At 33.8% G+C, this 21408-nt stretch carries 22 protein-coding genes; 10 read left to right on the plus strand and 12 right to left on the minus strand.

Going from position 1 to position 21408, the window contains the following annotated elements; genetic code table 11:
- The 6 genes from AB8B65_RS14975 to AB8B65_RS15000 form a co-directional block, all read right to left on the minus strand.
- The coding region (locus tag AB8B65_RS14975) for an NADP-dependent isocitrate dehydrogenase (protein WP_405302072.1) at nucleotides 1–2216 on the minus strand (2216 nt) is incomplete at its 3' end.
- A 742-nt stretch (nucleotides 2217–2958) separates the two neighbouring features.
- Nucleotides 2959–3312, minus strand: a complete 354-nt coding sequence (gene rplS / locus AB8B65_RS14980) for a 50S ribosomal protein L19 (protein ID WP_405302073.1) — start codon at nucleotides 3310–3312, stop codon at nucleotides 2959–2961.
- Between the two features lie 309 nt (nucleotides 3313–3621).
- Complete coding sequence (gene trmD / locus AB8B65_RS14985) at nucleotides 3622–4299, minus strand: tRNA (guanosine(37)-N1)-methyltransferase TrmD (protein ID WP_405302074.1); 678 nt, start codon at nucleotides 4297–4299, stop codon at nucleotides 3622–3624.
- Nucleotides 4300–4310: 11 nt separating this feature from the next.
- Nucleotides 4311–4910: a tRNA (guanine-N1)-methyltransferase gene (locus AB8B65_RS14990; protein WP_405302075.1), complete on the minus strand. Its 600-nt coding sequence runs from the start codon at nucleotides 4908–4910 to the stop codon at nucleotides 4311–4313.
- Nucleotides 4911–5037: 127 nt separating this feature from the next.
- Nucleotides 5038–6486: a glyceraldehyde-3-phosphate dehydrogenase gene (locus tag AB8B65_RS14995; protein ID WP_405302076.1), complete on the minus strand. Its 1449-nt coding sequence runs from the start codon at nucleotides 6484–6486 to the stop codon at nucleotides 5038–5040.
- A 272-nt stretch (nucleotides 6487–6758) separates the two neighbouring features.
- Nucleotides 6759–8171: a S1C family serine protease gene (locus AB8B65_RS15000; RefSeq protein WP_405302077.1), complete on the minus strand. Its 1413-nt coding sequence runs from the start codon at nucleotides 8169–8171 to the stop codon at nucleotides 6759–6761.
- A 170-nt stretch (nucleotides 8172–8341) separates the two neighbouring features.
- On the opposite strand from AB8B65_RS15000, the gene dapF reads away from it, so the two are divergent.
- The 5 genes from dapF to AB8B65_RS15025 all read left to right on the plus strand — a co-directional run bounded on the left by dapF (nucleotide 8342) and on the right by AB8B65_RS15025 (nucleotide 11884).
- The gene (gene dapF, locus AB8B65_RS15005) at nucleotides 8342–9121 is read left to right on the plus strand and encodes a diaminopimelate epimerase (protein WP_405302078.1); all 780 of its coding nucleotides are present in this window, start codon (nucleotides 8342–8344) and stop codon (nucleotides 9119–9121) included.
- Entirely contained in the window at nucleotides 9115–9636 is a 522-nt protein-coding gene (locus tag AB8B65_RS15010) for a GNAT family N-acetyltransferase (protein WP_405302079.1), read from the plus strand. The genes dapF and AB8B65_RS15010 overlap by 7 nt, the downstream gene beginning before the upstream one ends.
- On the plus strand, nucleotides 9637–10221 hold the full coding sequence (locus AB8B65_RS15015; protein ID WP_405302080.1) for an endolytic transglycosylase MltG: 585 nt from the start codon (nucleotides 9637–9639) through the stop codon (nucleotides 10219–10221).
- Nucleotides 10222–11130 carry a DUF2279 domain-containing protein gene (locus AB8B65_RS15020; RefSeq protein WP_405302081.1) on the plus strand — a complete coding sequence of 303 codons (909 nt, stop codon included), beginning with the start codon at nucleotides 10222–10224 and terminating at the stop codon, nucleotides 11128–11130.
- Between the two features lie 109 nt (nucleotides 11131–11239).
- Nucleotides 11240–11884, plus strand: a complete 645-nt coding sequence (locus AB8B65_RS15025) for a hypothetical protein (RefSeq protein WP_405302082.1) — start codon at nucleotides 11240–11242, stop codon at nucleotides 11882–11884.
- 416 nt (nucleotides 11885–12300) lie between these two features.
- Here AB8B65_RS15025 and AB8B65_RS15030 read toward each other — a convergent pair whose 3' ends face one another.
- The 4 genes from AB8B65_RS15030 to dnaA form a co-directional block, all read right to left on the minus strand.
- Nucleotides 12301–13014 carry an SAM-dependent methyltransferase gene (locus tag AB8B65_RS15030; RefSeq protein ID WP_405302083.1) on the minus strand — a complete coding sequence of 238 codons (714 nt, stop codon included), beginning with the start codon at nucleotides 13012–13014 and terminating at the stop codon, nucleotides 12301–12303.
- Between the two features lie 27 nt (nucleotides 13015–13041).
- A complete protein-coding gene (locus AB8B65_RS15035) occupies nucleotides 13042–14436 on the minus strand; it encodes a PQQ-dependent sugar dehydrogenase (protein ID WP_405302084.1) in 1395 nt (464 codons plus the stop codon).
- Nucleotides 14437–14596: 160 nt separating this feature from the next.
- Complete coding sequence (locus AB8B65_RS15040) at nucleotides 14597–15052, minus strand: low molecular weight protein-tyrosine-phosphatase (protein ID WP_405302085.1); 456 nt, start codon at nucleotides 15050–15052, stop codon at nucleotides 14597–14599.
- Between the two features lie 10 nt (nucleotides 15053–15062).
- Entirely contained in the window at nucleotides 15063–16490 is a 1428-nt protein-coding gene (gene dnaA / locus AB8B65_RS15045; RefSeq protein ID WP_405302086.1) for a chromosomal replication initiator protein DnaA, read from the minus strand.
- Between the two features lie 203 nt (nucleotides 16491–16693).
- Between dnaA and AB8B65_RS15050 the strand changes: the two genes are divergently transcribed.
- The 5 genes from AB8B65_RS15050 (at nucleotide 16694) to AB8B65_RS15070 (ending at nucleotide 20053) form a co-directional block, all read left to right on the plus strand.
- On the plus strand, nucleotides 16694–17101 hold the full coding sequence (locus tag AB8B65_RS15050; RefSeq protein ID WP_405302087.1) for an acyl-CoA thioesterase: 408 nt from the start codon (nucleotides 16694–16696) through the stop codon (nucleotides 17099–17101).
- A 256-nt stretch (nucleotides 17102–17357) separates the two neighbouring features.
- A complete protein-coding gene (locus AB8B65_RS15055; protein ID WP_405302088.1) occupies nucleotides 17358–18500 on the plus strand; it encodes a hypothetical protein in 1143 nt (380 codons plus the stop codon).
- A gap of 177 nt (nucleotides 18501–18677) precedes the next feature.
- Nucleotides 18678–19145 (plus strand): N-acetyltransferase, encoded by a 468-nt coding sequence (locus AB8B65_RS15060; RefSeq protein WP_405302089.1) that lies wholly within the window; start codon nucleotides 18678–18680, stop codon nucleotides 19143–19145.
- Nucleotides 19138–19677 (plus strand): hypothetical protein, encoded by a 540-nt coding sequence (locus AB8B65_RS15065; RefSeq protein WP_405302090.1) that lies wholly within the window; start codon nucleotides 19138–19140, stop codon nucleotides 19675–19677. The genes AB8B65_RS15060 and AB8B65_RS15065 overlap by 8 nt, the downstream gene beginning before the upstream one ends.
- A 49-nt stretch (nucleotides 19678–19726) precedes the next feature.
- Nucleotides 19727–20053, plus strand: coding sequence for a hypothetical protein (locus AB8B65_RS15070; RefSeq protein ID WP_405302091.1), 327 nt, complete (start codon nucleotides 19727–19729; stop codon nucleotides 20051–20053).
- A 21-nt stretch (nucleotides 20054–20074) separates the two neighbouring features.
- Here the strand turns inward: AB8B65_RS15070 and AB8B65_RS15075 are convergent, their stop codons facing one another.
- Nucleotides 20075–20689, minus strand: coding sequence for an IMPACT family protein (locus AB8B65_RS15075; protein WP_405302092.1), 615 nt, complete (start codon nucleotides 20687–20689; stop codon nucleotides 20075–20077).
- A 3-nt stretch (nucleotides 20690–20692) separates the two neighbouring features.
- Nucleotides 20693–21190 (minus strand): hypothetical protein, encoded by a 498-nt coding sequence (locus AB8B65_RS15080; RefSeq protein WP_405302093.1) that lies wholly within the window; start codon nucleotides 21188–21190, stop codon nucleotides 20693–20695.
- Between the last annotated feature and the right edge of the window lie 218 nt (nucleotides 21191–21408).

Here is a 21408-nt window from a genome sequence, read left to right on the forward strand (position 1 = left end):
CTTAAAATGTTATTGAATGTTTCACTAGGACGCATTGCTTTTGCAGTTATATCGTCGTTTGGCATGTAGTATCCGCCAATATCCATAGGAGAACCTTGCGCATCATTTAATTCCGTAACGATTTTATTTTCGTTTTCAGCAAGTTGCGAAGCGATTGGAGTGAAGCGCGCTTTTAATTCCGCATCTTTCTCCTGAGTAGCCAATGCTTGCGCCCAGTATAAAGAAAGGTAAAAGTGACTTCCTCGGTTGTCTAACTCATTCACTTTGCGTGAAGGTGATTTTTTGTTTTCCAAAAATTTATCCGTTGCATCGTCCAGCGTTTCTGATAAAACGATTGCTTTGTTGTTGTCGTAATTTGACCCTAAATGCTCTAAAGAAACCGCTAATGCTAGGAATTCCCCTAAAGAATCCCAACGTAAGTGTCCTTCTTTGTTGAATTGTTGCACGTGTTTTGGAGCAGATCCACCAGCACCAGTTTCAAACAATCCGCCACCATTCATTAATGGAACAATAGAGAGCATTTTTGCACTTGTTCCTAATTCTAAGATTGGGAAAAGATCCGTTAAGTAATCACGCAATACGTTTCCTGTTACAGAGATTGTGTTTTCTCCTTTTTTGATACGTGCTAAAGTGAATTTTGTAGCTTCTTCTAGGGCTAGAATGTGAATTTCTAATCCTTCAGTATTATGGTCTTTTAAGTATAGATTTACTTTTTTGATTAATTCTGCATCGTGTGCTCTTTCTGCATCTAACCAGAAAACTGCTGGCCAGTTTGTTGCGGTAGCTCTGCTTACGGCTAGTTTTACCCAGTCGCGAATTGGTGCATCTTTTACCTGACACATTCTCCAAATATCTCCAGCTTCAACTGCATGTTCTGTGAGTGTATTTCCTTCGGCATCAACTACACGAACAGTTCCGTCAGCAGGAAGTTCAAAAGTTTTATCGTGCGAACCATATTCTTCTGCTTTTTGAGCCATTAATCCAACATTAGGAACAGTTCCCATTGTAGTAGGGTCAAAAGCACCATTTTCAATACAGAAATCAACAGTAGCTTGGTATAAAGCTGCATAACTACTATCTGGAATTACGGCTTTTGTATCTTGTGTTTTTCCATCTGCGTCCCACATTTTTCCTGAGTTACGAATCATTGCAGGCATTGAAGCATCAATAATTACGTCACTTGGTACGTGTAGGTTTGTGATTCCTTTGTCAGAATCGACCATAGCGATATCAGGACCATTTTCCATAGCAACTGCAATATCACCTACAATTTCTTCTTTCTTTTCGGCAGATAATTCTTCTAGATTGTTTAGTAAGTTTCCAAAACCATTGTTTACATCTACGCCAATTTCGTCAAAAGTAGCTTGGTATTTTTCAAATAAATCTGCGAAGTACACACGCACTGCATGTCCAAAAATAATAGGATCACTTACTTTCATCATTGTTGCTTTCATGTGAAGAGAGAACAACAATCCTTTTTCTTTCGTATCTGCAATTTCTCTTTCCAAGAAAGCAAGTAATGCTTTTTTGCTCATCACTGTAGCGTCGATCACTTCGCCAGCTACTAATGCAATTCCTTCTTTTAATACGGTTTTGTTTCCGTTAGCATCAGTATGTTCAATATTTACTGAAGTAGCGTTTGCAACGGTTACAGATTTTTCATTGGAACGAAAATCTCCTGCATTCATTGTAGCGACATGTGTTTTTGAGTCAGATGACCAAGCGCCCATGCTATGCGGATTTTTCTTAGCGTAATTTTTTACAGCTTTTGGCGCTCTACGATCAGAGTTTCCTTCGCGTAATACAGGGTTTACAGCTGAACCTTTTACTTTATTATATTTTGCTAAGATTGCTTTTTCTTCTTCCGTTTCTCCTTCTTCTGGATAATCAGGAATTGCAAATCCTTTGGCTTGTAATTCGGTAATTGTGGCTTTTAATTGCGGAACAGAAGCACTAATGTTTGGTAGTTTAATAATGTTTGCTTCTGGTTTTTTCGCTAATTCTCCTAACTCAGTTAACGCATCATTTACGCGTTGTTCTGGTGTTAAGTATTCTGAGAAATTTGCTAAAATTCTTCCTGCTAAAGAAATATCTTTTGTTTCAATATCGATTCCTGAAGGAGCCGTAAATGCTTTTACGATTGGTAAAAAAGAATGCGTAGCTAATGCTGGTGCTTCGTCAGTTTTCGTGTAGATAATCTTTGTTGATTTTGCCATATTGTTTTGTAGATATTATTTAGGTATTATAGATGTAATTTTTACGAGGTGCAAATATACAAAATGATGTGAGATTAAGCCAATGTTAACCTGTCTAGTATGAAAAGTTGTTATGTTTTATATATGACAAAAGCCATATCATTGTAATTTCTTACCTTGACATGGCTTTTTTTAAAATGTGTGTTATGAAATGTATCACTAATTTCTCAGCTAATTCATTATATAATACAACACTTCAGTTTCGAAATGAGTTTTGTCGTTAATTTTACTTAATTAGAAACTTACTTCTGTTGTTCTTTAATATACCTACTTGTACATATACACTTTCGTGATGTGTCCTTTTATGTAATTTTGAATTCTTTGCAGAATTGCAGATCACATAATACATTTAGTAGCATCTTAGCAATACTAATAAATTTCGGTGTCATTCCTTGAGTCTTTTGTAGCAAGCTACATTAGAAATAGAATTCCATTTTCTTTGATGATGATTTGTGTCCAAAAAATCATTTCCAGAAAATTTATTAAAATAACAACTGTTAGAACGTTCTTTAGAATTTACAGCGTCTGATTTGCATCTTTCTTTATAAATTCTTTTATAAATGTAGTATAAGTTTTTGAAAAAGCAAGAGATATAATAGATTAGAAATCAACAAGATATAAACCGTAGTTATGAACAATTGTTTATAACGAAAAAAGTCCTGCAATGTTGCAGGACTTTTTTATTGTATTGTTTTGAAAGATTTTATTTGAATCTTCTTTCTTTAATTCTAGCTTTCTTACCAGTAAGACCTCTAAAGTAAAAGATACGTGCTCTACGTACTTTACCTCTTTTGTTTACTTCAATTCTTTGAAGTGCTGGTAAATTAACAGGGAAAATACGCTCAACTCCAACTGTTCCAGACATTTTTCTGATTGTAAATGTTTCAGTTGAACCTGAACCTCTACGTTGAATTACAACTCCTCTAAAGAACTGCGTACGTGTTTTTTCACCTTCACGGATTTCGTAATAAACTGTAATTGTATCTCCTGCTGCGAATTCAGGGAACTCTTTTGTTGTAACAAATTCGTCTTGTACAAATTTAATTAAAGCTTCCATTTTAAACTTTTTATAAATATTAATTCAAACCAACATGCACGTCTATCGCCAGAGGTTGACTCAAAATTGAGTGCAAAAATAAGTATTTATTATGAATTTACAATTGTTTTATTTGAAAATTTAAATACTAATTAACTAATTAGTTTATAGTACTTCTCGATACAATTGTCTATTTATTTCGACTGCGCTCAATATGATAGAAAATCACTCGAAGGGACGTTTTGAGATTACATAAGAAGCGATCTAAGAGTGAAACAAGTCTAACAATCTAACAGCGGAGCGAATCTAGGAGCAAAGCAAGTCCAAAGATTACTCGTCCAATAAATCTGGTCGTAACTTCTTCGTACGTTCGTATGCTTGTTCTTCGCGCCAAGCTTCAATTTTTGGAAAGTTTCCAGACAATAACACTTCCGGCACTTCCCAATCGTTATATTTTGCAGGTCTTGTATATACAGGTGGCGCTAGTAAATTGTCTTGAAACGAATCGGTTAGGGCAGAAGTTTCATTTCCTAATACACCTGGAATTAATCGAATGATGGAATCACATAATACAGCTGCGCCCAATTCTCCACCAGAAAGCACATAATCGCCAATCGAAATTTCTCTGGTAATGAAATGATCGCGCACACGCTGATCTACTCCTTTATAATGTCCGCAAAGAATAATAATATTTCCTTTCAGCGAAAGCGTGTTGGCAATTCCTTGATTCAGCGTTTCTCCATCAGGCGTCATATAAATGACTTCGTCGTAGTCGCGTTGCGATTTTAAATCAGATAAACAACGATCTATTGGTCCAAGCATCATCACCATTCCTGCGCCGCCGCCAAACTGATAATCGTCAATAGATTTGTAATTATCGGTAGTATAATCGCGCAAGTTATGCAGATGAATTTCCACAATACCTTTGTCAATTGCCCTTTTTAAGATTGACGCTTCAAACGGACTTCTTACTAAATCAGGAACTACAGAAATGATATCAATGCGCATGATGGATAGAATTAGTTTTTGTTCTTATTGATTTCGTCCTGAAGCTTTCTGCGAACTTGTTGTTCACGTTCCAATGCACGTTTGCGGTGTTCTTCAAATTCGTGTTCTGTTTCAGTCAATTTTGCTTTTGCTTCTTTGGTAATTGTATTGCTCGCTTTGAATTTATACGTAAAGAATAACCATAAAACGCCTAAAACGGCTATAATTCCCCACATTAATGACTGATAACTTCCTTTACTCAATTGTAAACCAAGCAATGAAATGCTGTCTTTTTCAGTGTTTAAATCTTCAATTTTCTGGTTTACGGCAGCAAAATCAGCTTTCAATTTTTCTATATCTGTTTGTTGTGTAGCTACTTTTGCCACTTCCGTAGATAGGTCTTTTTGAGCCGCATTGATAGAATCGGCTACATTCTTCTGTAACTTTTCTATCCATTCGCGCTTTACAACTTTATAATTCTTGTATTTGTTAGAATTTTTAATTATGAACTCAAATTGTTCTTTAATTGGTCCGTCTTTGAGCTTTAAATTCGCATTTTTTGCTACGTTTTGTGCGCTCGCTAGTACTGAGAAACTCAGCGTTATTGCTAGGAATAGGTATTTCGCTTTCATCGTCTTTTCAAGTTTAAAATAACAGTTGTCAAATAAACGAAGATATTTTTATTTATTGTGTGAATTTATAAATAAAAAAAGAGCCTCAACTTAGAGACTCTTTTTTGCATATTATTTTTGCCTTCTACTAGTAATATGTAAAGCGTCTTACTTTCGAAATATATTTAGCCAATCGCATTACTTGGTGAGAATATCCGTACTCATTATCATACCAAACGTATAAAATGATGTTTTTTCCACCTTCGCGTACAATAGTTGCTTTGCTATCAAAAATTGATGGCGCCGAAGAACCAACAATGTCAGAAGAAACTAATTCGTCGTTCAATTCATATTTAATTTGCTCTACCAAATTACCTTCTAAAGCATATTTCTTAAAAATAGTATTTACACTTTCCAAAGAAGTTGCATTTTCAATTTCTAAATTTAAAATCGCTAATGAACCGTTTGGTACAGGAACTCTAATCGCATTTGAAGTTAATTTTCCTTCCAATGACGGCAATGCTTTCGATACTGCTTTTCCAGCACCAGTTTCAGTAATTACCATATTTAAAGCAGCAGCTCTACCACGACGGTATTTTTTATGCATATTATCTACCAAGTTTTGATCGTTGGTATATGCGTGAATCGTTTCTAAGTGTCCGTGACTTAATCCGAAAGAATCTTCAACAACTTTTAATACTGGTGTAATTGCATTTGTAGTACAAGAAGCAGCAGACCAAACCTTTACTTCATCAGGATTGTGCTCTGTGTGGTTTACACCATATACAATATTTGGAACGCCTTTTCCTGGCGCAGTCAATAATACTTTATCGGCACCATTTGGAACTAAATGTCTTTCCAAGGCTTCTTTGTCTCTAAAAGCACCTGTATTGTCAATAATTAACGCATCGTTAATTCCGTATGTTGTATAGTCAATTTCTTCTGGTCCGTTTGCAGAAATAACATGAACTGTAGTTCCGTTGATGATTAATGCTGAATTTTCAACATCAATACCAACAGTTCCAGGGAAATCTCCATGAACAGAATCGTTGCGTAATAATGAAGCTCTTTTTTCTAAAACCGTTTTATCAACTTTTCCACGAGTTACAATCGCGCGTAAGCGTAATTGATTTCCGCGTCCAGTACGTGTCATTAATTCTCTTGCTAATAAACGTCCAATACGTCCAAAACCATATAAAACCACGTCTTTCGGTGTAATTCCATCAGATTTTTTGGCATCTTTTAATTTATCAACCACAAACGAAGTTGCGTTTGTATACTGATTGTCTTCTAAATGATACTCGTATGTTAATTTCCCGATATCAATTTTAGATGGCGGAAGATCAATTTTAGCAATTGCCTGTGCAATTTCTACAGTATCAAAAATAGAGATCGGTTTTTGTACAAATTGACCTGCATATTCGTGAAGATTTAAAATCTCACTCACATTTCTGTCAATTAGTTGATTTCTAAAAATAACAAGCTCAATTGATTTATCGTACCATAAATCGCTTACATTCTTAATAAATTCAACAGTAGCACGTCTTCTATCTGCTTGAAAAGTGAGTTCCTTTTCGTAAATTTCATTAAAACTCATAGTCTTACGTTTGTGTAGTTGTGTTTAAATTTTGCGCAAAAGTATACAATTTCAAACGTTTTCGTAAATAAAAGAAAGAGTTTTTTTGAGGGCTATTTAAAGTGAAGATTGTAGAATGCGTAACAAAGCTCTAATTTCCTCAAACAAGTTGAAACTAAACTGCGTATGATATGAAAATATCTCTAAAAAATAATTTTGAAGTTGAAGAACACAAAAAAAGCGAGGCACGTTTTAGGTGTCTCGCTTTTCCAACATATATAGATGGCACTTTTTTATCGAAAGATAAAACGCTCGTATTGTCCTTCCGGATTTATAAATGCTAGTATTCTAATTTGATCTTCTCCATATTTGTCAAGAAATTCTTTTAAAACTTTCGCCGATGCTACTTTTTTGCCATTTACTTCAATTAAAATATAGCCTGGCGTAATTCCTAATTCTTCCTCTAATTGTCGGTTATTGTTATCCGTTACCTTTAAACCGTAACCAAGTGTATTTTCTTTGTCTAAATTTTCAAGCTGCATATTCATTAACTTGACAGAAGTAGCCACTTTTTCTTTCACCAAGGTAACAGGTACTATCTCATATTCTTCGTCACGTAATATTGTTACATTTACAACATCTCCAGGGCGTTTAGAACCTAAGTAGCCTGACAAGTCAGCAAAGTTTGAAATTTTTACTTCGTCTATTTTTTTGATAATATCGCCTTTTACAATTCCAGCTTTTGCAGCGCCAGAATCACTAAATACTTTTCCGACATAAAAACCTTCTGTTTCAGCAATTTCAAGTTTTTCTGCTACGACCGAATTCAAAGATCCACCAGTAAGTCCTAACAATCCTTTTTGTACATCACCAAACTCTAATAAGTCTGCAACAATCTTTTGTGCAATATTACTTGGTACCGCAAATGAATATCCGATATACGAACCAGTTTGAGAAGAAATTGCCGTATTAATGCCAATCAATTCTCCATTTGTATTCACTAATGCGCCACCAGAATTCCCTGGATTTACCGCTGCATCTGTTTGAATAAATGATTGACTCAAATTATCACCTTCGTTTAAATCTCTTGCTTTTGCACTAATAATTCCCGCCGTAACGGTAGAAGTCAAATTAAAAGGATTTCCCACGGCTAAAACCCATTCACCAATTTTGGCATTGTCAGAATTTCCGAAAGAAATATATGGCAACGCTTCGTCTGCTTCAATTTTTAACAGAGCAATGTCCATTTTTGGATCTGTTCCAATAAGTTTAGCAACGTAATTCTTATTATTATTTAAAGTCACCTGAATTTCGTTAGAACCTTCAATCACATGATTGTTTGTAACAATATGTCCATCTGGCGTAATAATTACGCCCGAACCAGTTCCAATTTGGGTTTGTGGTTTTCCTTTGCCATTATATAAATCCCATACGCTTCTTGGTGCAATTTTGGTAATTTTATTTTTAACATGTACAACAGCATGGACTGTTTTTTCAGCGGCAACTGTAAAGTCAATATTTGCTGCAGCAGCACTTGTTGTTTTTGAGTTCGTGTTATTTACATAATTTATAGGAGTCGTTGTTTTTTGTTCAAAAACGGAAGCTTTGTCAACTTTTTCAGGGGATTCCGAAAAAATCTTATAAGCTCCAATGCTAATAACGCCTGCTAATACAGAAACGAATAGTAAACTTGCAAATTTTTTCATATTTAGTTATTTAATTTATTAATTTTTGTGAATATTTCTAATGTCTTTGTCTACATTTAACACTTAAAATTACATATTTATTGTAGTCACATTTTAACTTTAACGACACTTTAACATCACTCAGATAATCAATACTTTATTTGTACTTTTGTCAGCATCAAACAAAATAAATGACACTATCTTTTTATAAATATCAAGGAACAGGAAATGATTTCGTGCTCGTTGATAACAGACAGGATATATTTCCCAAAAATGATACCAAACTTGTACATCACTTGTGCGATCGAAAATTTGGCGTCGGCGCCGATGGTTTAATTCTTTTAGAGAATGATGCAGACTACGATTTTAAAATGGTCTATTACAATGCTGATGGAAATGAAAGTTCCATGTGTGGAAATGGTGGCCGTTGTATTGTAGCTTTCGCGAATTTTCTCGGAGTCATTCAACAAGAAACTACTTTCATTGCCATAGACGGGAAGCATTATGCAACGATTGATGGCGATCAGGTTCATTTGCAAATGCAAGATGTTGTCAACATTGAAGATCATGCCGATTATGTATTTTTAAATACAGGTTCGCCACATCATGTAACCTTCAAAGACGAACTTGAAAAATTCGATATCAAAAAAGAAGGCGCAGCCATTCGGTATGGTGCTCCATATTATGAAGAAGGTTCCAATGTAAACTTTGTCAAAAAGCTTTCCGACACGGAATTTAGAGTGCGAACGTATGAAAGAGGTGTAGAAGATGAAACACTTTCGTGTGGAACTGGTGTAACAGCTGTAGCACTCGCAATGCATCATTTGCAAGAAACTAGCGCAAACGAAGTGGTTTTGCAAGTAGAAGGCGGACGTTTAGAAGTGTCTTTTGAACGCGATCAAACTTCGTACAAAAACATCTTTCTAAAAGGAAAAGCAACACAAGTATTTAAAGGAGAAATTTTATGCTAACACTCACAGGCGAAAAACTATATTTACGCGCACTCGAACCCGAAGATTTAGATTTTATCTACGAAATAGAAAACGACGAATCTATTTGGGAAATCAGCGCCACACAAACGCCGTATTCACGATTTTTAATCAAACAATATTTAGAAAATGCACACCAAGACATTTATGAAGCCAAGCAATTGCGCTTAGTGATGGTGAGTAATAAAAAGGAAAATGTTGGTCTTATAGATCTTTTTGAATACGATCCCAAAAACAAACGTGTTGGTGTCGGTTTGCTCATCGCGAAAAGAGAATTTAGACACAAAGGTTACGGCAGTGAAGCATTGCAGTTAGTGTGCAATTACGCATTCAAACACTTGCATGTACATCAACTATTTGCAAACATTGGTGAGGATAATGAAGCAAGCATCAAACTGTTTGAAAGTTTGGGTTTTCAACAAATCGGAATCAAAAAAGATTGGACGTTTGTCAATGGCGAATATAAAAATGAAATTCTATATCAAAAAATCAACTAAATGTACTTACGTAAAATATTGATCGGAATTTTGATACTTGGAATCATTGGTGGTTCTTATTTCATATATAACATCACACAAAAAATCTTTAAGCCAATTACGGCGTTCAACAATGAAGAAGCGTATATTTATATTCCTTCTGGTGCTGATTTTAAATATGTCAAAAATGAATTAGCGCCTTTATTGACAGATGTAGATGCTTTTTCAACTTTGGCAAAAAAACTAGGGTACAAAAGCCGTATAAAAGGAGGGAAGTACATCATCCGTAAAGGAATGAATAGCAATGATATTGTAAAGACTTTGCTAGATCCAAGTCAAATGATAACGATTGAACTTCCTGCGAGTCGAGAGTTAAAATTAATACGAGAAATCGCTAAAGATATTTCTGCACAAATAGAAGCTTCTGAAAATGAAATATACGAAGTAATGGTTGATACTATATATCCTAAAGAAAAAGGATATAAGCTTATAGAATTGCAAGATATATATGACGAAAACACATATAGAATTCCTTGGAATACTTCCGCAGAAGAATTTAGAACAATTGTATTTGATCGTTATCAAAAGAAGAAATTAAACCAGTAGATGAAGATATTCCTCAAATTACTTTTTATTCTCTGTTTTGTAAATGTAGTTTCAGCACAACTAACGCCACCTGATTTTTTGAAAGCTTCAGATACGTTACACAAACCAAGACGCAATTTTGTTACCATTACAGAAGCTTCATTGGCAACTGCAACCTTGGTTGGTTTGGATCGAATTTGGTATGCTGATTTTGATCGTTCTTCTTTTAAATTTATAAATGATAATAATGAGTGGATGCAAATGGACAAAGCGGGTCATGTATTTACGTCTTATTATGTTGGAAACATTGGTGCTGAAGTGCTTGATTGGAGCGGTGTTTCTAAGAAAAACCAGTTAATTTTTGGTGCAACGCTCGGTTTTACCTTTTTAACTGCTGTAGAAGTCATGGATGGATTTTCTGCTGAATGGGGAGCTTCTTGGGGAGATGTGTTCGCAAACGGACTCGGAACAGGCTTATACGTCGGACAAGAATTATTGTGGAATGAACAACGCATCAAATTAAAGTATTCATTTCATCGAACGCGCTTTGCTGAAATTCGCCCAAACAAACTCGGAAATGGTTTTTTAGAAGAAACTCTCAAAGATTACAACGGACAAACCTATTGGCTCAGTGCCAATGTGCATTCGTTCTTTAAGCAAAGTAAAATTCCAAGATGGTTCAATGTGGCTTTTGGCTACGGTGCGGAAGGATTAGTTGCTGGAACTACAGAAACACAACGTGAAATTTTGCCAGAACTAAAACGTTTTCGGCAGTTTTATTTAAGTATTGACATCGATTTAACAAAAATACAGACAAAATCTAAATTTCTTAATAGTATTTTTAACGTAATAAACTTTATTAAAATACCTGCTCCAGCTTTGGAAATCAATAGTTTAGGTAAAATTCGCTTCCATCCGATCTACTTTTAAGACAACTTTAACATAAAAACGCTATTATTTAAAAATAATGTGTATATTTGCACGCTGAAATTTTAAGCGTAATCATGTTGATTAGTTAGTCTTAAAGAAATCAATTTTTATGAGAAAAGGGGCAATAAAATTCTCAATTTTAGTAGCTATTTTAACATTTGTAAGTTTAGGTTTCACTTCAAAAAAAGAAACCAACGTTCTTAAAATAAATTTAGAAAATCATAAAATGTCATCTGATCTGTTTACAGTAAATCCAACAGATGACAGCTACTTCCAAGAAGCACCAATTCCGTATACAGGACAAAGATATTTGGGCTTTAAAGAAGCAGTCGCATTTAAAGAATCTCAAGGAAATTACTTTGTGGTAAATACCTTAGGTTATCTCGGAAAGTACCAATTTGGAAAAGGAACACTGGAAATGATCGGAATTTATAATCCGCAAGCATTCTTAAAAAATCCAAAATTACAAGAGAAAGCCTTTGAAGCAAACGCCTCAAGAAACAAGTGGATTCTTAGAAAAGACATCAAACGCTCAGTTGGAAAGCGAATTAACGGTGTTGTTGTAACAGAATCAGGGATTTTGGCAGCAGCGCACTTAGCCGGACCAGGAAGCGTGAAGAAGTATTTAAGAAGCGCCGGGAAACAACGATTTGCCGACGCGTATGGTTCAACAGTGAACTATTATATGAAGCGATTTGCTGGATATGATGTTTCATCTATCAAAGCCAACAAAAAAGCAAAAGCAAGAGTGTAACAACTCTAAAATTTGGTTAACATTATCAAAAACCTCAGTGTAGAAATATGCTGAGGTTTTTTTTTGTTTTATTTCGACTTCGCTCAATAATCTTTGTTCGTAGCTTCTATTTAATTTATGTAGAAATAATAATTTAAACATTCAAGCAGTTCTGTTATACCTGACAGTAAAACGATCTAAAATCTATTTATCCAAAACAAACTAGTTTTATCTTCAAAAGTTGAGATTTCATAGTACTTCTCGATATAAATTTGCTCGGCAAATTCACTCGAAGTGACGCTTGAAAAAAAATAAATGTCGAATATTGAATTTTAAAAATAAAATTGTTCTTTTTTAGCCAACAGCCAACAGCCAACAGTCAAAAAATCTAAAAGCGACAGCGTTCTAACAGCGCAGCGGTCTAATATCTAAAAGCGCTAGCGATCCAAAACAAACATCGTCGGTCGTTTGTGTAAATTCACTGAAGTTTTCTTCCATTCATTAATCGTCATGGTGCGAATATATTCTGTGCTTAATGTAATATCACAAGCAATACATAAACGTGTATTTCCAGAAAGTGTAGCAATTAAATCAGCTAATAATTTATCATTTCGATACGGAGTTTCAATAAATGCTTGCGATTGTTTAAAGTCAATCGCACGTTTTTCCAATTGTTTAATCGCGCGTTTGCGTTCGTGACTATCAATAGGTAAGTAGCCGTTAAAGGCAAAATTTTGTCCGTTCATTCCAGATGCCATCATTGCCATTAATATGGAAGATGGACCAACAAGTGGCACAACGCGAATTCCTTTTTCATGTGCAATTTTTACAATCTCCGAACCAGGATCAGCAACACCAGGACAACCAGCTTCTGAAAGTAAACCCAAATTTTTTCCTTGAAAAATAGCTTCTAAAAAAGCAGGCAACTCTTGATCTTGCGTGTATTTGTTTAATACATACAATTCCAGTAATGGTTGTACTTTTTTGGGTGTGATCTTTTTTATGAATCGACGTGCTGTTTTTTCATTCTCAACAATAAAATGATTTGTAGTTTCAATTATTTTCTTTACTGATAATGGTAATACTTCCAAAGGTTCACTTTCGCCTAAAGTAGTAGGAATTAAATATAAAATTCCGTGTGATGCTTGCATAGATTGGGAGTTTAATTACAAATAAAACTAATTTTTAATTAATTTATGATATGAAACTGCATCATTATTTGAAATTAGTTGTACTATGTAAATTCCGTCAGTAAGATGATTTGTGGTAATTTTTTGATTTTCAGTAGTAATTGTTGTGGTTGAAATCAACTTTCCGCTAAACGAATACATGACAACTTCTTTTATTTGTGAAGCTGTATTTTGATTGCTGATTTGGAAATAATCGTTTGCAGGATTTGGATAGATTTGATACTTGTTTGAAAGTGAATTTTCACCAACGCTTAAAAATGGATCATATATTTTATAAATAACGCCATCGGTTAATCCAGCGGCATATAATTCTTTATTCATGTCTTCGCCAAATGTAGAGATATTAGGAGAAAAAGGTGTATTAAACATAGACATGCTCCATGTTCCTCCTAAACCAGGAGTTAACGCACCGAGTTCATTACTGCAATAATCTGCAAAAATATACCATCCTTCTATGCCAGGGTACATGTTTCCTCTGTAGCGATAACCACCAGTAATAGAGCATCGAAATGGACTTCCTCCATAATTATATTCACCCACGGGAAAGGTGATTGTAGCAGCAGCTGGGCAACCAGTAGTGTTAAATGTTTCATTTCCTTCGTAACATTTCCAGCCAAAATTATAACCAGTATTTACGATAGGAACATTGTTGATTTCTTCTCGGTTGTTTTGTCCAACATCGCCAATCCATAATTCGCCATTATCACTATCAAATGATATTTTCCAAGGATTTCGGAGTCCATACGACCAAATTTCATCCAAGCCAGCAGGATTTCCAACAAACGGATTCGTTGCAGGAACGGTATATCCTGAAGCTCCGCTAACATCAATTCGTAAAATTTTCCCTAAATGTGATTGTAAATTCTGCGCATAATTGTCTGGATCGCCAGCGCTTCCTCCATCTCCCAAAGCAATGTATAAATAGCCATCTGTTCCAAAAGCTAAAGAACCGCCATTATGATTTGTATATGGTTGGGTGATTGTTAGTAGAATTTCTTCTGAAGTATCATCTGCAATATCTGGATTTGATGTGGTTGTAAATCGTGCAATTACAGTATTGCCACTATTGTTGATGTAATTTACATAAAAACGATCGTTTATTGCGTAATTTGGATCGAACGCCAAACCAAGTAAACCTTGTTCATTTCCTGAAGAACGAACGCGTGCATCAATGTCTAAAAAAGGTGTTGCATTGGTGTTTCCTGTAGCATCTAAGATTTTAATAACGCCATCTTGTTCTACGATAAATAGTCGTGAATCATTGGCGTGTTTGATGTCAACTGGTCTTGAAAATCCTGTTGCAAATTCTTGCAATTCTGGTGCTTGTGCGCACATTAAAATAGGAAATAGCAGCGCTAGTAATAGGTGTAATTTTCTTTTCATTTGGTTGTGTTTTGTAACCTTGTGAGATATACGTAGCCTAAAAAAGGTATGTTTAGTCAGAATTGACTAAGGCGAAGATGTATTTCATAACAAAGTAGGTTACTAATTTTTTTTAGAAAGATACAAAAAAATAGCAGACGCTTTTTTGGGTAATTGTTACTTAAGAAATTTTCTCAGCAAAAATGGTGCAAGCTTCATCAAGCATTTGATACACGTTCTCAAAACCTTGATCGCCGCCGTAATACGGATCGGGAACTTCTGCGTTTGAATTTGGGGAAATTTGATTTAGAATCATGTGCACTTTTTCGCGGTCAGTTTCCGTTTCCGCCAAAGCGAGAATGTTCGTATAATTGGATTGATCCATCGCAAAGATGTAATCAAACGTTTGAAAATCGCTTTTAATAAACTTTCGCGAACGTTGGTAGGTAATGTCAATTCCGTGTTGTTTTCCTGTTACTATTGATCTTCTATCGGGAAGATTTCCAACATGATAACCGGCGGTTCCTGCAGAGTCAACCTCAAATTTTGTAGGATCGAGTTTGGATGCTAAAATGCCTTCTGCTAAAGGAGATCGACAAATATTTCCTAAACAAACCATTAAAATTTTAGTTTTCATTTGGTGGAGTTTACAGCGAAAGCTTCTTTGTTAAATCTTCTACGTATTTGCGAAATTGCTTGTCTGTAGATGATAAATTATCAACCGTTTTGCAAGCGTGTAATACTGTAGCATGATCGCGCTTTCCAATTTGAGAACCAATACTAGCTAGTGAAGCTTTGGTGAATTTCTTTGCAAAAAACATAGCCAATTGACGTGCTTGTACAATGTGACGTTTGCGTGTTTTTGATTGCAATGTAGAAACATCCATTTGGAAATAATCGGAAACCACTTTTTGAATATAATCGATAGAAACTTCTCGCTTTGTGTTCTTTACGAATTTTTCAACGACTTGCTTTGCCAATTCGATCGTTACTTCTTTTTTGTTAAAAGACGATTGTGCAATGAGTGAAATGATAGCGCCTTCCAACTCACGAACATTCGATTTGATATTTTTGGCAACATATTCAATAATATCATTTGGCATTTGCACACCATCGCGATATAGTTTGTTTTTTACGATAGAAACACGCGTTTCAAAATCGGGCGTTTGCAATTCGGCAGAAAGTCCCCATTTAAAACGAGATAGCAAACGTTGTTCGATATCTTGCATGTCTACAGGTGCTTTATCTGACGTTAAAATCACTTGTTTTCCATTTTGGTGTAAGTGATTGAAAATGTGGAAAAATACATCTTGCGTTCCAGACTTTCCAGAGAAGAATTGTACATCGTCAATAATCAATACATCTATCAATTGATAAAAATGTATGAAATCGTTTCGTGTATTCTTCTTTACGGACTCTATATATTGTTGTGTAAATTTCTCAGCAGAAATGTACAATACTGTTTTCTCAGGATATTTATCTTTGATTTCAACACCAATTGCGTGTGCAATATGTGTTTTTCCTAGACCAACGCCACCAAAAATTAATAATGGATTAAAAGAAGTTCCGCCAGGTTTATTGGCAACCGCCATTCCGGCAGATCGTGCCAAACGGTTAGAATCTCCTTCAAGGAAATTATCAAAATTATAATTTGGATTTAACTGTGATTCAATTTTTACATTTCTGATACCAGGAATGATAAACGGATTTTTCAGTTCGGGACTTTTATTTTTGATAGGGACATTAATTTCTTGCGCTTTCACATTGCTGCGATTTGAACTTGGAATTTTTTCAGTGAATGGTTTTTTATTGCCATAGGTATTTTCCATTTTAATGATATATACCAAACGGGCAGTATTTCCTAATTCTTTCACTAAAGCAACCTTTAATAACTTTACATAATGCTCTTCTAGCCATTCGTAAAAAAACTTACTAGGAACTTGAATGCTTAATGCTTTATTTGTTAACTTTACAGGCTTTATAGGCTCAAACCAAGTCTTATATGCTTGTGGTTGAATGTTGTCCTTTATGAAAGACAGACAGTTATCCCATACTGATTGCGCAGTTACACTCATTTATTACTGTTAAATTGTTATTTTTTTGGTTAGGAAAAAAAAGAAAATTCGGGGTTTTCCTCTTTTATTTTTAGCGTGATCAAATATGTGAAAAAAAAAGTGAAAAAAAAATTAGAATGCTATTGAATTTCTTAAATTTTTTTCTCATGCTTGGAAACAATTTCTTTACAATTCATTAACATACCTTAATATAGATAAAAACTTTGAGAACTCACGAAATAAAAACAAGAATTCGTTACGCAGAAACTGATCAAATGGGCGTTGTATATCACGGTAACTATGTGCAATTCATTGAAATGGGTCGAACCGAGTGGTTGCGCGCTTTAGGAATTTCATATAGAGAGCTAGAAGAAATGGGCGTAATGCTTCCTGTTATTTCTATTCAGATTAATTACAAGAAATCGGCTTATTATGATGATGTACTGACAGTTAGAACGACACTTAAAAAGTTACCTTCTGTTAAGATTGAATTCGAGTACGAAATCTATAATAAAAGTAAGGAAATTATTACAAATGGAAACGCAGTTTTGGCATTCATTAATATGAAGACTAAAAGACCTATGAAATGCCCGATGCATTTAATCGAAAAATTATCGACGATTGACTTTTAAAATCTAGAAATTGTTTAATTTTTTTTCATTTCTGAACCATGTGCTGAACTTGATTCAGTATCTCATCCTAACTTTAAGTGTGATTTTTAATACTACAAAAGTTCATAAAGTAAATAAAATCTTATGTTTGGTTTTGATTTTACTTATGATTGATATAGTTTTAAGGATCACTTAGCTTTATCAATATAAAATTCTTTGATTGTAATACAAATATCCTCTAGAAATATTGTTATCGCAATCTAACCAAAACAAGAGTATGGCATTAAATAGAGATGATTTTACTAAGAAGACAGTTGACCTTCTTGCAAAGAGAGTAGGATATTTATGTTCCAATCCTGATTGCAGAAAACCAACAGTCGGGCCAAATTCGGATAAACTTAAAGCAACCATCATTGGAATTGGAGCACATATAACTGCCGCTTCAGAAGGTGGACCAAGATACGATGAAACTCTTACTTCTGAACAAAGGAAGGATATTGATAATGGCATATGGCTGTGTGCTAATTGTGCAACTTTGATTGATAAAGATCCCATTGGGTTTCCTCTAGAGATGCTAAATCGTTGGAAAAGTGTTTCCGAAGATTTAATAAATAAAGAACTTAGTAGTTTTAAATTAAAAGAAGAAAGGCAATCTTTAGAAGTTGATTTAGTACTTAAAAATAATAATTCTGAAGGAGTATTTGAACCAATTTTCATTGAAGAAGTAACTAATTTTTCTGATAAAAAAGTACTTAAACAATTAAACAAAAAGTTTGGTTTTGATTATAAGGGAGTTGTTGATTCTATGAAAACGGGAAATCTATTAAACGACCATTTTTTGAATAAGATTAATTCTTTTGATGATTTTTTAGATTCTTTAAATGGTGACTCTCTTGATAAGTATAGTACAACTAAAGAAGAAAAAAATGATCCTCAACCAGTTTCATTTTCTTCTTTAATTCTCAATGGTTATAAACTGGTTAATTTAAGCGTATGCTTATTAGAACTCGAATTAAAAAATAATAGTAAGGAGGTTTTGGAAGATTATAAAGTTTATTTTGACTTTGAGAATATGTTAAATGCAGAGGCATTAGATAAAAGAAAGGAATTTTTAGATATTAAACCCTATAATTACAATATCAAATTTAAAGATGATTTTAAAGCTGAATTCATTCCTGAAAGTTCAATGCTAGTTCAAGGAGATTCTATTGAAATTGATAAGATATGTTTTAAAACTAGTCACATTAAAACTATTTCTTATGTAAATTGGAAAGTTGTAGCTCGAAATTTCACAACTTCAGGAAAACTTCAAATAAATATTAATCCCATAATAGAAGTTGAGGAAAAAGATAAGTTTGTTGATAACCCAGAAAACTTTAATACACTAAGAGAGATAGTTTGTAAATATAAATTTGAATAATAATATTACTTCAACTCTTCAATTCTAATCTTAAACAACTCAAAAATCTGTATTACGTTTTTTAACGTACAGAAATCGTAACGCATCAATCTCACAATAAACACTAAAAGTTTACTAAATTGTAAACTTTTGATAAATTAATTATAATAACCGGAAACAATTTCGTACCTTCATGCTATGGTAATCTTAGAAACTGCAACAGGAAATTCACATCAAGTGGATATAACTTTGGTTGATAATTTAGATTATCAGAAAATAACAAAAGCACGTTACTTTTTCGATTGGAAAACAGAAAAACAATTTGAAGTCTATAAATTATACACATTTGGTTCAAATGAAATCTTAGGATTAATTTCCTTAGAACGAATTCCTGACGAATGGAGAATTCACATCAGACTATTGACGGTTTCTGTTGAAAATCAAGGAAAACAGAAGCTATTTGAAAAAATAGCAGGAAACTTGATAGCACATGCCGCAAAACTAGCTGTAGAAGCTTACGGAGTTTTAACCTGTGTTTCATTACGACCAAAAACCGAAATTGCAAAACATTATATAGAAACGTACAATTTTAGAGTTACAGGACTAACGTTGAGCATAGAAGTACCTGAAATAATACATTTAATAAATCGATTTGACCATGATTAGCGAGGAAAATAACAATTCAGAATACGGTGTAGATTCACGATATACTTCAAAAAAGGAATCTCAATCAGAAGCTACGGCTTTGATGGAAGCGCGTTTGGCACGCATGAAAAATGTATCTAAAGATGATATCATTCGTGCAAAACTCATGCAATTAAAATTGAAAATGGAAACGTTTATCAAACAATCTATTCACGAGCCTCGCAATTATTTTTCAGAATTCTTAATATCTTATATTGATGCAATTTATTCAAAGCGAAGTATTTTTGCAAAAGATATTGATATTACACCTTCAAAATTAAGTCAAGTGATCAACAATCATAGAGAACCACAAGACGATTTTCTATTAAAATTGATGATTCATTCTGAAAAAATCTATGCAAATGTGTGTTCCTATCAAAAGGAAATTTGGTATCAAGTGTATTTTCATGAAAAGTTATGCAAAATGATGTCTACGCAAAAAGAATGGACTTCAAAATTTGAAAAATTGGTGTGTGTGAGTGAACCTATTGCGAAGTATGATAAAAAGAAGTAATAATTGCTATTTTTGTGAATTGAATTTTTAAAATAAACATCGTAAGAAAATGTACCCACTTCTATTTATAATTTTTGTCATTGCTGTTTTTTTAGGAAAGGTTAAACGATATTATATACATAACAAACAAGGTTGGAAAGTAGTAAAGAAAAACTATAAGCAGATTGATTATTCAGAAAAGATAAATGGAAAGTGGCAAACAATCAAAATTGATGCTAACATCACCATTGGAACCTTTGAACCATTTTTTAAAAGTAATGAAGAATGGAAATCTTATCCCAAATGGGCACAAAATCGACCTATAATAATGGAACGTGTTACTAAAAAATTTCCATTAAAAGATGAAATACGAATGATTGGTTTGAAGGATGATTGATAGAAAATTATAAATGAAACGTTACTCCACTTCCTTAATTTCAATCTCATACAAATTCTCAAACAACTCAAAAATCTGTTGTGCGTCTTTTTGACGAACCGAAATCGTAATGCGACAATCCATTTCTAGTTTTTGAGCAATGATATTCAAATTTCGCTCTTTTACGACACGCATGACTTTGTTCATGTTTTTGTAATCGAACACAAGCAAATAATCAATATTGATGGTTTTTTCAAGAATGTCAGAAGCTTCCAACGCCATTTGTGCGCCTGTACGATACGCGTTAATCAATCCGCCAACGCCTAATTTTGTTCCGCCAAAATAACGAACTACAACAATTAGAATATTGGTCACATCAAACGACTGAATTTGTCCATAGATCGGCATTCCAGCACTATTAGAAGGTTCGCCATCGTCATTGGCACGAAAACGAAACGGTTCCGTTTTTCCAAATTGCCATGCATAACACCAATGTCGCGCTGAATGATGACTTTTTTTTAAGGCTTCCAAATGTTTCTTTACATCATCTTCATTGGAAACAGGAAACGCATAACCGAAAAATTTACTATTTCTGTCTTTAAACAATGTTTCTTCTGAAGGAACATCAATAGTTTTATAGGTGTCTTTTATTTCCAAGAGTTAAAGTAAGTTAAACGTTAAAAAAAAGTTATGTCCGCCTTGATTTAGCATAACCCATGCTACTAATTTATGTGTATTAGGATCAAATAACAACCTGCCAAGTGGTTTGTCTGGCTCTTCTTTTCTGAAGTATACAAAAACATTATCACTTTTCGGCACCATTTTTTTACCACCGACAGTCTGTTTAGAGAGTTCTTCTTTGAATGGTTTGTAAATTTCATGATTTTTATAAAAACGAATCGGTTTTGCATCTAAATTCTCCAACCCAATACTATCAACTCTTTGTCGGAAATAGTAAAATAAAGTATCAAACTTCTTTATTCTTCCTTCTTTTCTTTTAGCAATCGTGTCCTTTAGCACATAATCAAAATAAATATGTTTGCTAAATAAAGTATCTTTAGAAATCGCTTTTTTTTCTTTCTTGTAAATATAATTTGCCAATTCATATAGGCTCTTGTACTGTGCTTTTTCAGTTTCTGTCCAATCTTTAGTATTCATATCTTGACCATAACCAAGAAAAGAGATACATGTGAATATTAAAAATAGGCATTTGTTCATTCTATTTTATTTTTTACGCCGAAATCGCAATCATTGCAATACTAACAATCGCAATGGCAATTCCAATCCAGTTTTTAGTAATTAGTTTTTCTTTAAACAAGATGATTCCAAATATAGTCGATAACATCACAATTGCCACATTATTAATTGGATAAACA

It is taken from the genome of Kordia sp. (genome assembly GCF_045105435.1).
Lineage (GTDB): Bacteria > Bacteroidota > Bacteroidia > Flavobacteriales > Flavobacteriaceae > Kordia.

Excerpts from the sequence above, each read along its gene's own strand:
- AB8B65_RS15055 (WP_405302088.1), top strand. The coding sequence starts at position 17,358 with ATGGCATTAAATAGAGATGATTTTACTAAGAAGACAGTTGACCTTCTT.
- dnaA (WP_405302086.1), bottom strand. The coding sequence starts at position 16,490 with ATGAGTGTAACTGCGCAATCAGTATGGGATAACTGTCTGTCTTTCATA.
- AB8B65_RS15010 (WP_405302079.1), top strand. The coding sequence starts at position 9,115 with ATGCTAACACTCACAGGCGAAAAACTATATTTACGCGCACTCGAACCC.
- AB8B65_RS14995 (WP_405302076.1), bottom strand. The coding sequence starts at position 6,486 with ATGAGTTTTAATGAAATTTACGAAAAGGAACTCACTTTTCAAGCAGAT.
- rplS (WP_405302073.1), bottom strand. The coding sequence starts at position 3,312 with ATGGAAGCTTTAATTAAATTTGTACAAGACGAATTTGTTACAACAAAA.
- AB8B65_RS15030 (WP_405302083.1), bottom strand. The coding sequence starts at position 13,014 with ATGCAAGCATCACACGGAATTTTATATTTAATTCCTACTACTTTAGGC.
- AB8B65_RS15015 (WP_405302080.1), top strand. The coding sequence starts at position 9,637 with ATGTACTTACGTAAAATATTGATCGGAATTTTGATACTTGGAATCATT.
- AB8B65_RS15035 (WP_405302084.1), bottom strand. The coding sequence starts at position 14,436 with ATGAAAAGAAAATTACACCTATTACTAGCGCTGCTATTTCCTATTTTA.
- AB8B65_RS15065 (WP_405302090.1), top strand. The coding sequence starts at position 19,138 with ATGATTAGCGAGGAAAATAACAATTCAGAATACGGTGTAGATTCACGA.
- AB8B65_RS15025 (WP_405302082.1), top strand. The coding sequence starts at position 11,240 with ATGAGAAAAGGGGCAATAAAATTCTCAATTTTAGTAGCTATTTTAACA.
- AB8B65_RS14990 (WP_405302075.1), bottom strand. The coding sequence starts at position 4,910 with ATGAAAGCGAAATACCTATTCCTAGCAATAACGCTGAGTTTCTCAGTA.
- AB8B65_RS15080 (WP_405302093.1), bottom strand. The coding sequence starts at position 21,190 with ATGAATACTAAAGATTGGACAGAAACTGAAAAAGCACAGTACAAGAGC.
- AB8B65_RS15020 (WP_405302081.1), top strand. The coding sequence starts at position 10,222 with ATGAAGATATTCCTCAAATTACTTTTTATTCTCTGTTTTGTAAATGTA.
- AB8B65_RS15000 (WP_405302077.1), bottom strand. The coding sequence starts at position 8,171 with ATGAAAAAATTTGCAAGTTTACTATTCGTTTCTGTATTAGCAGGCGTT.
- AB8B65_RS15040 (WP_405302085.1), bottom strand. The coding sequence starts at position 15,052 with ATGAAAACTAAAATTTTAATGGTTTGTTTAGGAAATATTTGTCGATCT.
- AB8B65_RS15060 (WP_405302089.1), top strand. The coding sequence starts at position 18,678 with ATGGTAATCTTAGAAACTGCAACAGGAAATTCACATCAAGTGGATATA.
- AB8B65_RS15070 (WP_405302091.1), top strand. The coding sequence starts at position 19,727 with ATGTACCCACTTCTATTTATAATTTTTGTCATTGCTGTTTTTTTAGGA.
- trmD (WP_405302074.1), bottom strand. The coding sequence starts at position 4,299 with ATGCGCATTGATATCATTTCTGTAGTTCCTGATTTAGTAAGAAGTCCG.
- dapF (WP_405302078.1), top strand. The coding sequence starts at position 8,342 with ATGACACTATCTTTTTATAAATATCAAGGAACAGGAAATGATTTCGTG.